Source organism: Amycolatopsis sp. CB00013, assembly GCF_001905755.1.
Taxonomy (GTDB): domain Bacteria; phylum Actinomycetota; class Actinomycetes; order Mycobacteriales; family Pseudonocardiaceae; genus Amycolatopsis; species Amycolatopsis japonica.
The window spans coordinates 131,922-146,566 of record NZ_LIWC01000007.1 but is presented as its reverse complement, the minus strand read 5'-3'; the positions used below and the strand labels follow the sequence as shown (position 1 = coordinate 146,566).

Here is a 14,645-nt window from a genome sequence, read left to right as displayed (position 1 = left end):
CGCGCCGAAAGCCGCCCGCCCACCGGGACGAAAGTCCCAGAACGTGGACGGGCGGCGGAAGGGATCAGGCGGCCTGGGCCTTGTTGTAGAGGTTCTGCGCGTCCGTGCCGAAGTACGGACCGAACATGTAGCCGGGCAGGAAGTTGTAGCCGAAGCTGTTCACCGAGGCCTGGACGCCCGCACCGGTCGCCTCGCTGAAGTTGAGGAACCACGGGCCGCCGCTCGAACCACCGGTCATGTTGCAGTTCATCCCGTGGTCCTTGGTGAGCAGGAAGTCGGTGAACGTGCTCCCGCTGCAGTAGATCAGCTTCGTGCCGTCGTACGGGGCGGCCGCCGGGTACCCGAACGTGTACATCGACTGGTTGCGCGCCTGGTTGAACGCGATCCCCTGCGCGCCGACGACGTCGGTCAGCTTCTGCCCGTTGAGCGGGTTCACCACAGCGGCGCCGATGTCGTAGTTCATGTCCTCGCTCGCTTCCCACTGAGGAGTGGTCAGCGTGCTCTTCGCGGCCCACGTGCCGTAGGGCGTGTTGCCGTTGTTGTAGCCGGGAGCGAAGGTCCAGTTGGTGTGCCAGGCGCCCTGGTACTTCACGCAGTGCCCGGCGGTGATCACGACGCTGCCGTTCGTGCTGGTGACCGCGTCACCGGAGCACGACGCGTTCCGCCCGCCCATGGTGAAGAACACCCGGCCCGCGGTCTGCACGACCTTGCCCGCGCCGGTCCACGCGCCCCCGCCGTTGGGGATGCTCTGGATGATCGTGCTCGTGCCCTTCGCGACATCCTTCGGGGTGAAGGCGGGCGCCTGGACCAGCTGTTCGATCGGCACCGCCGACCGCATCCGCTCCGGGGTCCAGTAGGCCGCGACCGCTTGCGCGTCGGTGACCGTCTGATGCTGGACCGGCCCGGCGTGGGCGGGATTCGCGACGGCCGTCAGCGCCGTCACCGCCAGTCCCACGAGCGCCGCCAGTATCCCCGTCCGGGAAGCCGTCCTCTTCATGGCGTACCACCTTTCGCCACCGGTGAATTGCCGTATGACTTGCACGACATTTCGAAAGTATTTGTCCTGCTACCGGGGGTACAAGCGGCCGTTCGGCCGCATCCGGGGTGGCGTATGGGCCGTTCGGTCTAGCGGCAGTGCGCGTCGGCGGCCGGGAGGACGCCGTCCCGCAGGTACCGGACCACGAAGTCGTTGCCGCAGGCGTTCTCCTTGGTGAAGACGCCGTGCCCGCCGGCGTCCACGGTGACGAACTTCGCCCGTCCGCCCAACGCCGAACGCAGCTCCCGCGCACCGGACAACGGCGTCGCCGGATCACGGAGGTTCTGCACCAGCAGGATGTTCGACGGTCCGCGGTCGTGGATCCACACGGGTGGTTCGCGGCGCTCGACGGGCCAGAACGCACAGGGCGTGATGTTCGCGGCCGCGGGGCCGAACATCGGCTGCGTCACGCGGGCGCGTTCGACCGCTTTTCGGTAGTAGCGAACGCTTTCCGGCCAGTCGGAGTCGTTGCAGAGCACCTGCAGCTGGAGCGCGGCGTGATTGTCGCCGTCGAGCGGTCCGCCCTGCGCCTTCGCTGCCGGAGCGGCCCACCGCTCGGCGAGACCGGGGAAGTTCGCGTCGTCGTACAGCGCGCCCCAGGTGTCGATTCGAATTCCCGGGCGCTTTTCGGCCAGCTCGAGGAACTTCGCCGTCACCTCGGCCTGTGTCCGCCCGAGGTGGTAGACGTCGTCGTGCGCCGCCGCCCACGCCGTGAAGTCGCCGAAGCGGTCGTCGAAGCCGTCCGCGAAACGCTGATGTGCCCGGACGTCGAGCCCGTCGGGGCCGAGCAGGCTGTCCAGCACGATCCGGTCCGTGCGCGCCGGGAACAGTGAGGAATACGCCGCGCCCAGGTAACTCCCGTACGAAACGCCGTAGTACGAGATCTTCCGCTCCCCCAACGCCGTGCGGATCCGGTCCATGTCGCGCGCGGTGTTGGCGGTGGTCATATGCGGCAGGAGATCCGCGGTCTTCGACTCGGCGCATTGCTTCGCCACGACGCGGGACTTCGCCGCCTTCTCGGCGACGTCGCGCGGGCCCTCCGCGTACGGGCCGACGAGGATGAACTGCTGTTCCTCGCTCAGGTCACAGGTCACCGGCGTGCTGTAGACGGTCCCGCGTGGGTCGAACCCGATGACGTCGTAACTGTCGAGCAGGCCGGACTGTCCCTGTCGCTGCGCGAGTTGCGCGGGCATCGCCAGTCCTGGGCTCCCCGGGCCGCCGGGGTTCATGAGCAGCACGCCTCGCCGCTTCGGCGATTTACTCGCCTTACGGGAAACGGTGAGTTCGATGGTCCGGCCGCCGGGATCGGCGTAGTCCAGCGGCACCTGGAGTTTCGCGCATTCGAGGCCCTCGGTCGGTGAGGGTGTCATGCCGTAGTCCGGGCAGGGAGACGTCCACCGTAGTGCCGGAGCCGCATCGGCGGTCGCCGGGACGGCTACCGCCAGTGGCAGGAAAGCCAGTATCGCCAACGTTTTTCTCATGCGGAAAGCGTGGCGTGACCGGCCGCCCTACCGCGTCGGCCCGGAGGTTGATCCCCGCCCTCCACCTTGGGCAGGAAGGAACGCGCCGACCACGCTGTCGGCGCGCACCGGGCTCAGACCACCGCGAGCGGCAACGCCGTCGGGTGCACCGGAGCGGGCAGATCCGAAGCGCCGGTGAGGTACGCGTCGACGGCGCTCGCCACCGAACGTCCCTCGGCGATCGCCCACACCACCAGCGAGGCACCGCGGTGCGCGTCGCCGCAGACGAACACGCCGGGCGCGGAGGTCTGCCAGTCCGCACCGCACGAGAGCGTGCCGCGCCGGGTCAGCGAGAGACCGAGCCCGTCCAGCAGCGGCATGTGCTCGACACCCTCGAACCCGATCGCGAGCAGGACGAGGTCGGCAGGCAGTTCCTCGACCTCGTCGTTGACCGGGGTCACCATGCGCTTGCCGGTCTCGGGGTCCTTGACCACGCGGACCTGACGGAGCTCCACGGCGCGCACGTTGCCCTCGTCGTCACCGATGAACCGGGTGACCGCGACGGCGAACTTGCGCTCGCCCGCCTCCTCGTGCGCCGGGTAGGTGCGCAGGATGTACGGCCAGGTCGGCCACGGCGAGCGTTCGTCGTCCCTTGTGGACGGTGGCGTCGGGTACTGGTCCAGCTGGGTCACCGAAAGCGCGCCCTGCCGGGTCGCGGTGCCGTAGGAGTCGGCCCCGGTGTCGCCGCCGCCGATGATGACGACGTGCTTGCCCGCCGCGTCGACCGGCGACGGGCCGTCGCCCTCGACGTACTTGTTGGCCGGGACCAGATGCTCCATAGCCAAGTGGATCCCGGCGAGCTCGCGGCCGGGAGTGGTCTTGTCGTCGCGGCCGCGCAGCGCGCCCACGGCGAGGACCACCGCGTCGTAGTCCGCCCGCAGTTCCTCGACGGTCAGGTCGACGCCGACCTCGCAGCCGGTGACGAACTTCGTGCCCTCCTTGCGGAGCTGCGCGAGCCGCCGGTCGAGGACCTTCTTCTCCATCTTGAACTCGGGGATGCCGTACCGCAGCAGGCCGCCGAGCCGGTCGTCCCGCTCGAAGACGGTCACCTCGTGGCCGGCGCGGGTCAGCTGCTGCGCGGCGGCGAGCCCGGCCGGGCCGGAGCCGACGACCGCGACCCGCTGCCCCGACGAGACCGCCGAGACCTGCGGCTGCACGTAGCCCGCTTCCCAGGACTGGTCGGCGATCGTCTGCTCGACCCGCTTGATCGACACCGGACCGCCGGACAGGGGCGAGATCGACAGGACGCAGCCCGCCTCGCACGGCGCGGGGCACAGCTTCCCGGTGAATTCGGGGAAGTTGTTGGTCGCGTGCAGCCGGTCGCTCGCCGCGGCCCAGTCGCCGCGGCGCACCAGGTCGTTCCACTCCGGGATCAGGTTGCCCAGCGGGCAGCCGGAACCACCGGAGTGACAGAACGGGATGCCGCAATCCATGCATCGCGAAGCCTGCTTGCGCACCTGTTCGTTGCGCTCGCCGGGTTCCACGTCGGCGTAGACCTCTCCCCAGGTGGTGAGACGGTCCTCTTTGGACTTCTTCTTCGGCTCTTCACGTTCGTACTTCAGGAAACCCGTCGGATCAGCCACGAGCGGCCTCCATGATCGCTTCGTCGACGTCGCGGCCCGCGGCACGCGCCGCCTTCGCCGCGTCAAGGACACGCTGGTAGTCGCGGGGCATCACCTTGGTGAACGCCGCCGAGCGACGCGGCCAGTCGCCGAGCAGCGACGCGGCCACGGCCGAACGTGTGAGGTCGTAGTGCTTCTGCACGGTCTTCTTGAGCCAGGCGAGGTCCTCGGACGACGGCGTCTGGAGATTCACCATCTCCTCGTTGACCTTGCCGCGGTCGAGGTCGAGCACGTACGCCTCGCCACCGGACATCCCTGCCGCGAGGTTGCGCCCGGTCGGGCCGAGCACCACGGCCTGTCCGCCGGTCATGTACTCGAAGGCGTGGTCGCCGACGCCCTCGGCGACGACCACCGCACCGGAGTTCCGCACGCAGAACCGTTCGCCGACCTGGCCGCGCAGGAACATCTCGCCGCCGGTCGCACCGTAGGCCAGCGTGTTCCCGGCGATGGTCTGGCCTTCCGCGGCGAACTTCGCGTCCGGATGCGGGCGCACGATGATCCGCCCGCCCGAAAGCCCCTTGCCGACGTAGTCGTTCGCGTCGCCGACCATGTCAAGCGTGATGCCGCGCGGCAGGAACGCCCCGAGCGACTGCCCGGCGGAACCGGTCAGCAGCACGTGGATCGTGTCCTCGGGCAGGCCCTCACCGCCGTAGCGACGGGTGATCTCGGAACCGAGCAGCGTGCCGACGGTCCGGTTCACGTTCCGCACCGGCAGTTCCAGCCGCACCGGATGCGCGTCCTCCAGCGCCGCCTCGGCGAGCTGGATCAGCGTCCGGTCGAGGGCGTGCTCCAGGCCGTGGTCCTGCCCCCGCGTGCGCCGCTTCGCCCCGCCGTACGGGGTCTCGGCGGGCATCTCGAAGATCGGTGCCAGGTCGAGACCGGATGCCTTCCAGTGCTCGATCGCCTCGTCGGTGTTCAGCACCTCGGCGTGCCCGATGGCTTCGTCGAGGGTGCGGAAACCGAGTGCCGCCAACGTTTCCCGGACCTCTTCGGCGACGAACCGGAAGTAGTTCACGACGTGGTCGGCCTGGCCGGTGTACCGCTTGCGCAGATCCGGGCTCTGGGTCGCGACGCCGACCGGGCAGGTGTCGAGGTGGCAGACGCGCATCATGACGCAGCCTTCGACGATCAGCGGCGCCGTCGCGAAGCCGTACTCCTCCGCGCCGAGCAGCGCGGCGATGACGACGTCCTTGCCGGTCTTCATCGCACCGTCGACCTGCACGGTGATCCGGTCGCGCAAACCGTTGAGCAGCAACGTCTGCTGGGTCTCGGCGAGGCCGATCTCCCACGGGGTGCCCGCGTGCTTGAGCGAGTTCATCGGGGAGGCGCCGGTACCGCCGTCGTGGCCGGAGATCAGCACGACGTCGGCGTGCGCCTTGGACACCCCGGCCGCGACCGTGCCGACGCCGAGCGAGGACACCAGCTTCACGTGGATGCGGGCGTTCTCGTTGGCGTTCTTGAGGTCGTGGATCAGCTGGGCGAGATCCTCGATCGAGTAGATGTCGTGGTGCGGCGGCGGCGAGATGAGCCCGACGCCCGGCGTCGAGTGCCGCGTGCGCGCGATCCACGGGTACACCTTGTTGGGCGGCAGCTGCCCGCCCTCGCCCGGCTTCGCGCCCTGCGCCATCTTGATCTGGATGTCGTCGGCGTTGACGAGGTATTCGCTCGTGACGCCGAAGCGGCCGCTCGCGACCTGCTTGATCGCGCTGCGCCGCGCCGGGTCGTACAGCCGCTCGGGATCCTCCCCGCCCTCACCGGTGTTCGACCGGCCGCCGATGCGGTTCATCGCGATGGCGAGCGTTTCGTGCGCCTCGGCCGAAATCGAACCGTAGGACATCGCGCCGGTGTTGAAGCGCTTGAAGATCGCCTCGACGGGCTCGACCTCGTCCAGCGGGACGGGCTCGCGAGCGCCCTCGCGGAAGGAGAACAGCCCGCGCAACGCGCCGCCCTGGCGGTACAGGCGGTGCACCTCGTCGGAGTACTTCTTGTACACCTCTTCCCGGCCGGTCTTCGTCGCGTGCTGCAACAGGAAAACGGTCTCGGGGGTGAACAGGTGCAGCTCGCCCTCGCGGCGGTACGCGTACTCGCCGCCGGTCTCGAGTCCACGGTGGACACGATCGGTCGGGTTGTCCGGGTACGCGCGACGATGCCGCGTTGCGACCTCTTCGGCGAGCACGGTCAGCCCGACCCCGCCGAGTTTCGACGACGTCCCGGTGAAGTACTCGTCGAGCAGGTCCTGGGCCAGGCCGAAGGATTCGAAGACCTGCGCCGCGGTGTACGCGCCGACGGTCGAGATGCCCATCTTCGACATGATCTTCAGGACGCCCTTCACGAGCGCCTTGACGTAGTTGCGGATCGCCTTGGCCGGCTCGATCCCGGTGACCGCACCGGTCGAGATCATGTCCTCGATGGTCTCGAAGGCCAGGTACGGGTTCACCGCCGCGGCGCCGTAACCGAGCAGCAGCGCGATGTGGTGGACCTCGCGGGCGTCGCCGGTCTCGACGACCAGCGCGACGCGGAGCCGCTCCTTGGTGCGCACCAGGTGGTGGTGCACCGCGGACACCAGCAGCAGCGACGGGATCGGCGCCATGCGGTGGTCGGAGTCGCGATCGGACAGCACGAGCGTGCGCGCGCCCGCCGCGATCGCCTCCGACGCCTCGCGCCGGACCCGCTCGATCGCGGACGCCAGCGCGTCGGCGCCACCGTCCACTTCGTACAGTCCGGAAAGGACACTGCACGCGAAGCCGGGAAGGTCGCCGTCGTCGTTGATGTGGATCAGCTTGGCGAGTTCGTCGTTGTCGATCACCGGATACGGCAGCTGCACGTGGCGGCAGGAGGCCGGGCCGGGGGCGAGCAGGTTGCGCTCGGGACCCATGATCCGGCTCATCGAGGTGACGAGCTCTTCGCGGATCGCGTCCAGCGGCGGGTTGGTGACCTGCGCGAAGTTCTGCTTGAAGTAGTCGTAGAGCAGCCGCGAACGCTGCGACAGTACGGCGGGCGGGGTGTCGGAGCCCATCGAACCGATCGGCTCGGCCGCCTTGACCGCCATCGGCGCGAGGAGGATCTTCAGCTCTTCTTCGGTGTAGCCGAAGGAAAGCTGGCGCCGCAGCACGGAATCGTGGCTCTGCACGATGTGGTCGCGGTCCGGCAGGTCGGCGATCTGCAGGAGACCGGCGTGCAGCCAGCCCTCGTACGGGAGTTCCTTGGCCAGCGCCGACTTGACCTCTTCGTCGTCGACGATCCGGCCCGCCTCAGTGTCCACCAGGAACATGCGGCCGGGCTTGAGGCGGCCCTTGGCCACGACGTCCGCGGGGGCGACGTCGAGGACGCCCGCCTCACTGGCGAGCACGACCCGGTCGTCCGCGGTGCGCCACCATCGGGCGGGCCGCAGGCCGTTGCGGTCCAGCACCGCGCCGACGAGCGTGCCGTCGGTGAAGGTGACACAGGCCGGGCCGTCCCACGGCTCCATGAGGCTGGCGTGGAACTGGTAGAACGCACGACGTTGTGCGTCCATCCCGGCGTGGTTCTCCCACGCTTCGGGGATCATCATCAGCACCGCGTGCGGCAGCGACCGCCCGCCGAGGTGCAGCAGCTCCAGCACCTCGTCGAAGGAGGCGGAGTCCGACGCGTCGGCCGAGCAGATCGGGTACAGGCGGGTGAGATCGCCGGGGATGAGGTCCGATTCGAGCAGCGCCTCACGGGCGCGCATGCGGTTGCGGTTGCCCCGGATGGTGTTGATCTCGCCGTTGTGCGCGACGAACCGGAACGGATGCGCCAGCGGCCAAGACGGGAAGGTGTTGGTGGAGAACCGGGAGTGCACGAGCGCGATGGCGCTGGTGAGCCGGGTGTCGGTCAGGTCGGCGAAGAAGAGCGGGAGCTGCTCGGGGGTCAGCATTCCCTTGTAGACGATGGTCCGCGAGGACAGCGACGGGAAGTAGGTGCCGCAGCCCGCGGTCACGCTCTCGTTCTCGACGCGCTTGCGGAGGCAGAAGGCCAGCCGGTCCAGTTCGAGCCCGGCGGGACATCGCCCGTCGGACTCGGCGCCCGCGACGAACAGCATCGCGAAATGCGGCATGACCGAACGTGCCGTCGGGCCGATGTCGGCGCGGTCGGCGTCGACCGGTACCTCACGCCAGCCGAGGACGTCGAGGCCCTCTTCCGTGGCGATCCGCTCGATCAGGGCGATGGCCTTGTTCCGCTCCTCGACGTCCGAGGGCAGGAAACCGATCCCGGTCGCGTAGGTCTGGTGGCCGTCGGCGTCCGCCGGGGGCAGGGGGAAGTCCACTTCCGCCCGCAGCAGCTCGTCCGGGAGCTGCAGCAGGATGCCCGCGCCGTCGCCACTGGTCGGCTCCGCTCCGGCGGCCCCGCGGTGGTCGAGGTTCGTCAGCGCGGACAGGCCGTCGGTGACGATGCCGTGCGAGCGCCGCCCGCGGACGTCGGCCACCATGGCCACACCGCAGGAGTCCTGTTCGGATTCGGGATCGTAGAGACCCTGTTTGCCTGGAATGGCGGAGAAGATCATGAAGGGACCTCCTTCGTCGTCTGTGCTCAGCGGCCGGGCGGGGCCGGCCGGGGGATGCGCACGGGACGACGATGGCCCGTTCGTTAGCGAGACTTTAACACCTGTGAAACACGTCGGCATCAGTTCGGCGGGCGCGAAAGCCCGCCGACGGGTAACGATCTGGACGCCCGGAACGACACAGTTCCTGATGAGGTCACAGTAGTTCGTTCCGCTAAGTATATGCCCTGTTCCGGGATGTCACGAGAAGCGGTGACGCGACCCTAGTCACTCCCGGCGCCCGGCGCGAGCCCAAGACGCCGGAAATAGAACGTGTTACAGTTCCGGCCATGATCCTGGACCGTTTCCGGCTCACCGACCAGGTCGCCGTGGTCACCGGCGCCGGACGCGGGATCGGCGCGGCGACCGCCGTGGCGCTCGCCGAGGCCGGTGCCGACGTGGTGATCTCCTCGCGCACCGAAACCCAGCTCGACGACGTGGCGGCCCTGGTCGCCGCCACCGGACGGCGCGCCCACGTGGTGCCCGCCGATCTGAGCGACCCGGCCGCCGCCGGCGAGCTGGCGCGCATCGCGGCGGCGGAGTTCGGGCGGCTGGACCTGGTGGTCAACAACGTCGGCGGCACCTATCCCCGGCCGCTCCTGGAAACCACTTCCGACTTCCTCGAAGAAGCCTTTCGTTTCAACGTCTCCACCGCGCACGCGCTGACCGTCGCGGCGGCACCGTCCTTACTGGAGTCGGGTGGCTCGGTCGTCAACATCTCGTCGGTGATGGGCCGTGTGACCGGCCGCGGTTTCGCCGCGTACGGGACGGCGAAGGCCGCGCTAGCGCACTACACCCGGCTCGCCGCCGCAGACCTCGCGCCGAAGGTGCGCGTGAACGCGATCTCGGTCGGCTCGGTGGCGACCTCCGCGCTCGAAGTGGTGGTGGGCAACGACGAACTGCGCGGCCGGATGGAGGCCGCCACTCCCCTGCGCCGGATCGGCGAGGCCGAGGACATCGCGGCCACCGTCGTGTTCCTGGCGTCGGGCGCGGGCCGGTACGTCACCGGCAAGATCATCGAAGTCGACGGTGGACTGCAGGTCCCGAACCTGGAGCTGGGCCTGCCCGATCTATAGGAGGCGAGCGCCTTGCGCGTGGTCCAGTGGAGTACCGGGAACGTCGGCCGCCACGCGCTGGCCGGGATAGCCGCGCGGCCCGATCTCGAACTCGCGGGGGTCTGGGTGTCGAGCGAGGCCAAGGCGGGCGTGGACGCCGGGGAACTGGCCGGGCTCGGGCGCCCGCTCGGTGTCGCGGCCACCACCGACGCGGACGCGCTCATCGCGCTGAAGCCGGACTGCGTGCTCTACACGGCGATGGCCGACGACAGGCTCGTCGAGGCCGTCGAGGACCTGAAACGCTTTCTGCGCGCGGGGATCAACGTGGTGTCCAGCAGTCCGGTGTTCCTCCAGTACCCCGAAGGTGTCGTGCCGCCGGAGATGATCGAGCCGATCCGTGAGGCGGCCCGCGAAGGCGGCGCTTCGCTGTGGGTCAACGGTGTCGACCCCGGCTTCGCCAACGACTGGCTGCCGCTGGTGCTCACCGGCGTGTGCGAACGGATCGACGAGGTGCGCTGCCTGGAGATCCTCGACTATTCGACGTACGACAACGGCAAGGTCTTGTTCGACATCATGGGCTTCGGCCGCGAGATGGACGACCTGCCGCTGTTGCTGCAGCCTGGGGTGCTGTCGCTGGCTTGGGGCAGCGTCGTGCGGCAGCTCGCGGCGGGGCTGGACGTCGAACTCGACGGCGTCGAGGAGGTCTACGAGCGACTTCCGGCGCCTGAGACGTTCGAGATCGCCTCGGGAACCATCAAGGAGGGCACGGCGGCGGCGCTGCGGTTCGAGGTGCGTGGCATGCGCGGCGGGCGGGCGGTGTGCGTGCTGGAGCACATCACGCGGTTGCGCGGCGACCTCGGGCCGGACTGGCCGCAGCCGACCGGGCAGGGCTGCTACCGCGTCCAGGTGACCGGCGAGCCCGAGTACGTACTGGACCTGCGGCTGGTCGGGACCGATGGCGACCACAACACCGCCGGGCTGAAGGCGACCGCGATGCGGCTGGTGAACGCGATCCCGGCGGTGGTGGCGGCTCCGCCGGGGCTGCTGACGGCGCTGGACCTGCCTTTGGTGACGGGACGAGGCCTGGTCTCTCCCTGAGGCGCGGCACTTTCACGTGACTGTCTGGACGACACGCGTGATCAGACGGACGGCACGCGTGACGGGACGGACGACACGGGGCGCGGCCAGGTCCTCTCGCGTGCCGTCCACCTGATCACGCATGTCGTCCGTCTGGACACATGTGTCGTCCGTCTGGACACGCGACTCACCGCGGCGAGTCCCGATGCCATGAAAGGTCCTTTCCTTGCAAATTTTGCAAGGAAAGGACCTTTCATGGCACTCGCGTGAGGGCGGAGCGCTACTTCTCGGCGTCGGGCTTCGGGTCCTCGGTCGCCTTGTCGGCGGCGGAGTCCCGGACGGTGTCCGGAGCCGCGGCGACCTCCGCGTGGGTCTCGGAAGGCTCAGCGGTCTCGGAGTCGGCCGAGGCGGAGGCGGAGGCGGAGGCGCCCGAGGCGGCGTCCTCCCGCGGCACATCCTTGCTCCACAGCGTTTCCGGCGCTTCCCTCGGCCCACGCTTGGCGGCCAGGACGAAGTACGCGATCGCCGCGGCGAACAGCAGGATCGAGGTCCACACGTTGACCCGCAGGCCGAGGATGTGGTTCGCGGTGTCGGTCCGCATCATCTCGATCCAGAACCGGCCCGCGGTGTACCCGGCGACGTACAGCGCGAACACGCGGCCGTGGCCGAGGCGGAACTTCTTGTCCGCCCAGATGACCAGCAGCGCGACACCGAGGTTCCAGATCAGCTCGTAGAGGAACGTCGGGTGCACCGGGCTGTCCGGCAGCGGGACGTGCCCGATCGCGATGCCGTTCAGGAAGTCGTCCGGGTTGGTCGGGTTGTAGCGCTGGTAGATCTCCAGCCCCCACGGCAGATCGGTGTGCGCGCCGTAGAGCTCCTGGTTGAAGTAGTTGCCGAGCCGCCCGATCGCTTGCGCGATCACGATCCCCGGCGCGAGCGCGTCCGCCATCGCGGGCAGCGGGATGCCCCGGCGGCGGCAGGCGATCAGCGCGCCGACGGCGCCGAGCGCGATGGCGCCCCAGATCCCGAGGCCGCCGTCCCAGATCTTCAGCGCGTTGAGCGGGTTCTTGCCCTCGCCGAAGTACAGCTGGTTGTCGGTGATGACGTGGTACAACCGGCCGCCGACCAGGCCGAACGGCACCGCGAAGACGGCGACGTCGATGACGGTGCCCTTCGTGCCGCCGCGGTTCACCCAGCGCCGCTCGCCCAGCCAGATCGCCACGATGATGCCGGCGATGATGCAGAGCGCGTATGCCCGGATCGGGACCGGCCCGATATGCCAGACACCCTGGTCGGGGCTGGGGATGGTCGCGAGGAACGCTGCCGAGGCGGTATTCACGTCGGCCACCGTAGCGCTTCGTCGACTTCTTGGGGGCGTCAGCCCTCGACGGCGGCCAAATAGCCCGCGATCAGCGCGGACGCGACCTGCCCGATGGCGGCGTCGGGCGGCAGGAACAGTTCGTCGTGCAGGCTCGGCGCGCCCGCGGTGTCACCGAGGCCGACGAACATCATCAGCCCGCGCGTCATCCCGCAGTAGTGCGCGAAGTCGTCGGCGCCGAACGACCGGAAATCGGTGTCCACGCCCGCCCCGGTCCGGACGAGCCGCCGGTGCGCGCGCTGGGTGAGCCCGGCGTCGTTGTGCAGCACCGGTTCGCACGGGCTGATCTCCAGTTCCGCCCGGCAGCCGTGCGCCTTGGCGGTGCCGTGGACGACCTCGGCGAGCCCCTCCAGCGCGAGGTCGCGGTCCTCGGCGCGCATCAGCCGCAGCGAGCCCGACAGACGGGCCTCGTTCGGCACGACGTTCGCCGTGGTCCCGGCTTCGATCCGGCCGACCGAGCAGACCGCGCCGAACACCGGGTCGACCCGGCGGCTCGCGAGCTGCTGCAGGCTCACCACGATCTGGCTGAGCGCGAGGATCGGGTCCCGCAGCAGGTGCGGATACCCGGCGTGCCCGCCCTGGCCGCGGACGACGACGTCGAACTCGTCGGTGGAGGCGTTGACCGGTCCCGGCACCGCCGACACCACGCCCGCCGCGAGCCGGGGCTGGACGTGCGCGCCGATGACCGACTCGACGCCGTACTCGGTGAGCACGCCCGACTCGACGATGTCCAGCGCACCGGACGGCGACGTCTCCTCACGCGGCTGCAGGAGCGCCACGAGCGGCCGGGGCACCCCGACCACGGCGGCCGCGCGGACGGTGGCGACGAGCGCGGCCATGTGGACGTCGTGTCCGCACGCGTGCATCAGCGGCGTCTCCGAAGCCCACGGCACCCCGGTGCGCTCGGTGACCGGCAGCGCGTCCAGTTCGGTGCGCAGTGCCACGGCCGGTCCCGGCCGGGTGCCGGGGAGCAGGACGGCGCGTCCGGTCTTGGCGACCCGGACCCCGTCGTCGATGTCCAGCGCCTCGACGACGACCCGCGCGGTGTCCTCCTCGTCCCCCGACGCGCGCGGATCGGCGTGTACGCGGTGCCGCAGCCCGATCGCGGAAGGCAGCTCCGCTTCGACCGCGGCCTCCCAGCGGTCCTGCAGTTCGTCCAGCTCCGTCATGTCCCCTCCAGCCCGTACACCCGTTCGGCGTTGCGGTGCCCCACCAGCGCCGCTATCCGATGCGCGTCCACTTCGGACAGTACGTCCGAAGTGAGTCCCGCGTACAGGAAGTCGGACAGTCCTTGCCGGAACAGCGCGGTGCCGAGGTGGTACAGCTCGGCCAGCCCGAACGCGTCCGTGGAGAACAGCAGCTTCCCGAACGGCACGATCTCCATTGTCTCCGCGATGATCGCGGGCGCACGATGACCGGCGTTGTGCGTCGCGAGTCCCACGTCGACGAACACGTGCTCGAACACCTGCGCCAGATACGCGGCGTTCCGGTGGAAGGGATAGTTGTGCAGCAGCATGATCGGCACCCCGTGTGAGCGGGTGGCCCGCAGCAGCCCGGTGAGCAGCAGCGGATCGCAGCGGTGCAGGTCGACGTCGGAATCGCCGAAGCCGACGTGGAACTGGATCGGCAACGCCAGGTCGATCCCGGTCCAGATCAGGAAGCGGTGCAGTACCTCGTCCGCGAGCCGGACCGGTTCGCCCGCCTCGATCCGCGCGAGCCAGCGGCCCGCCGCTTCGGTGACTTCGGCGTCCGTCGGCCGCTCCCCCGCCAGGTCTAGCCCGACCCGGTAGGCGGCGATGGATTTGAACCCGACGGCCGTCGTGGCGCGTTTCGTCAGTTCCCCGGTGAAGGCCTCGATGAATCCGGCCGCGGTGGTGGCTCCGATCACCGTTTCGGCGACCTGTTCGAGGCGGACGATGTCCCGCGCGCGGGCGCCGGACAGTGCCGCGAACTGCTCGGTCGTGGTCAGCGTGTCCGGCAGGAAACCGCCGTCGAGCAGGAATTCGGTCGTGCCGGTGGCGCGCAGGAATCGCGCGTTGACCTCCGTGGCGCCCAGTTCGGCGCGGCGGGCCAGATAGACCTCGGACGGGACGTGCGGCGGCAGGTCGAGCACGGGCGCGCAGCGGGCCCGCACCGCGAGCCCGATCAGCGAATCGAACAGGGTGGTGCCCAGTGACGAGACGGTGTCGGCCTCGGTGAGCATTTGTTCGAACTCGATCCGGCCGAGGTCACCTGTGACGACGCCGTGGCAATGGTGGTCCACCAGCCGCGTCCGGGCCACGAACGGCAGGATCGGGGTTCCCGGCATGGGCGCGTCCCTTCTCGTGATCGACGAGTGCGGCCTCACCCTATGGCCGGATCGGGGCGTGGCAAGGGGCTGGAGAACAGGCCAGGATGAG

Annotated in this window: 9 protein-coding genes; 2 read left to right on the top strand and 7 right to left on the bottom strand. The window is 69.7% G+C overall.

Annotated elements, in window-relative coordinates; genetic code table 11:
• Positions 1 to 64: 64 nt before the first annotated feature.
• The 4 genes from AMK34_RS37550 to gltB form a co-directional block, all read right to left on the bottom strand.
• A complete protein-coding gene (locus tag AMK34_RS37550) occupies positions 65 to 997 on the bottom strand; it encodes a trypsin-like serine peptidase (protein WP_038510418.1) in 933 nt (310 codons plus the stop codon).
• Positions 998 to 1,125: 128 nt separating this feature from the next.
• Positions 1,126 to 2,517 carry an alpha/beta hydrolase gene (locus AMK34_RS37545; protein WP_073848510.1) on the bottom strand — a complete coding sequence of 464 codons (1,392 nt, stop codon included), beginning with the start codon at positions 2,515 to 2,517 and terminating at the stop codon, positions 1,126 to 1,128.
• Positions 2,518 to 2,630: 113 nt separating this feature from the next.
• Complete coding sequence (locus AMK34_RS37540; RefSeq protein WP_073848509.1) at positions 2,631 to 4,139, bottom strand: glutamate synthase subunit beta; 1,509 nt, start codon at positions 4,137 to 4,139, stop codon at positions 2,631 to 2,633.
• The gene (gene gltB / locus AMK34_RS37535) at positions 4,132 to 8,700 is read right to left on the bottom strand and encodes a glutamate synthase large subunit (RefSeq protein WP_073848508.1); all 4,569 of its coding nucleotides are present in this window, start codon (positions 8,698 to 8,700) and stop codon (positions 4,132 to 4,134) included. The genes AMK34_RS37540 and gltB overlap by 8 nt, the downstream gene beginning before the upstream one ends.
• 326 nt (positions 8,701 to 9,026) lie before the next feature.
• On the opposite strand from gltB, the gene AMK34_RS37530 reads away from it, so the two are divergent.
• Together AMK34_RS37530 and AMK34_RS37525 are read left to right on the top strand one after the other, a co-directional pair.
• Positions 9,027 to 9,812 carry an SDR family oxidoreductase gene (locus tag AMK34_RS37530; protein ID WP_073848507.1) on the top strand — a complete coding sequence of 262 codons (786 nt, stop codon included), beginning with the start codon at positions 9,027 to 9,029 and terminating at the stop codon, positions 9,810 to 9,812.
• A 12-nt stretch (positions 9,813 to 9,824) separates the two neighbouring features.
• Positions 9,825 to 10,889 carry an NAD(P)H-dependent amine dehydrogenase family protein gene (locus AMK34_RS37525; protein WP_038510409.1) on the top strand — a complete coding sequence of 355 codons (1,065 nt, stop codon included), beginning with the start codon at positions 9,825 to 9,827 and terminating at the stop codon, positions 10,887 to 10,889.
• 259 nt (positions 10,890 to 11,148) lie between these two features.
• Here the strand turns inward: AMK34_RS37525 and lgt are convergent, their stop codons facing one another.
• The 3 genes from lgt to AMK34_RS37510 are packed head-to-tail and all read right to left on the bottom strand — an operon-like array spanning position 11,149 to position 14,554.
• A complete protein-coding gene (gene lgt, locus AMK34_RS37520) occupies positions 11,149 to 12,216 on the bottom strand; it encodes a prolipoprotein diacylglyceryl transferase (RefSeq protein ID WP_073848506.1) in 1,068 nt (355 codons plus the stop codon).
• Between the two features lie 29 nt (positions 12,217 to 12,245).
• A complete protein-coding gene (locus AMK34_RS37515; RefSeq protein WP_073848505.1) occupies positions 12,246 to 13,415 on the bottom strand; it encodes a M20 metallopeptidase family protein in 1,170 nt (389 codons plus the stop codon).
• On the bottom strand, positions 13,412 to 14,554 hold the full coding sequence (locus tag AMK34_RS37510; protein ID WP_073848504.1) for an amidohydrolase family protein: 1,143 nt from the start codon (positions 14,552 to 14,554) through the stop codon (positions 13,412 to 13,414). Before AMK34_RS37510 ends, AMK34_RS37515 begins: the two co-directional genes overlap by 4 nt.
• Positions 14,555 to 14,645: the final 91 nt, after the last annotated feature.

What these genes read in the sequence shown, in the direction of transcription:
- AMK34_RS37550 (WP_038510418.1), bottom strand. Translation starts at nt 997, where the DNA reads ATGAAGAGGACGGCTTCCCGGACGGGGATACTGGCGGCGCTCGTGGGA.
- AMK34_RS37545 (WP_073848510.1), bottom strand. Translation starts at nt 2,517, where the DNA reads ATGAGAAAAACGTTGGCGATACTGGCTTTCCTGCCACTGGCGGTAGCC.
- gltB (WP_073848508.1), bottom strand. Translation starts at nt 8,700, where the DNA reads ATGATCTTCTCCGCCATTCCAGGCAAACAGGGTCTCTACGATCCCGAA.
- AMK34_RS37530 (WP_073848507.1), top strand. Translation starts at nt 9,027, where the DNA reads ATGATCCTGGACCGTTTCCGGCTCACCGACCAGGTCGCCGTGGTCACC.
- AMK34_RS37515 (WP_073848505.1), bottom strand. Translation starts at nt 13,415, where the DNA reads ATGACGGAGCTGGACGAACTGCAGGACCGCTGGGAGGCCGCGGTCGAA.
- AMK34_RS37510 (WP_073848504.1), bottom strand. Translation starts at nt 14,554, where the DNA reads ATGCCGGGAACCCCGATCCTGCCGTTCGTGGCCCGGACGCGGCTGGTG.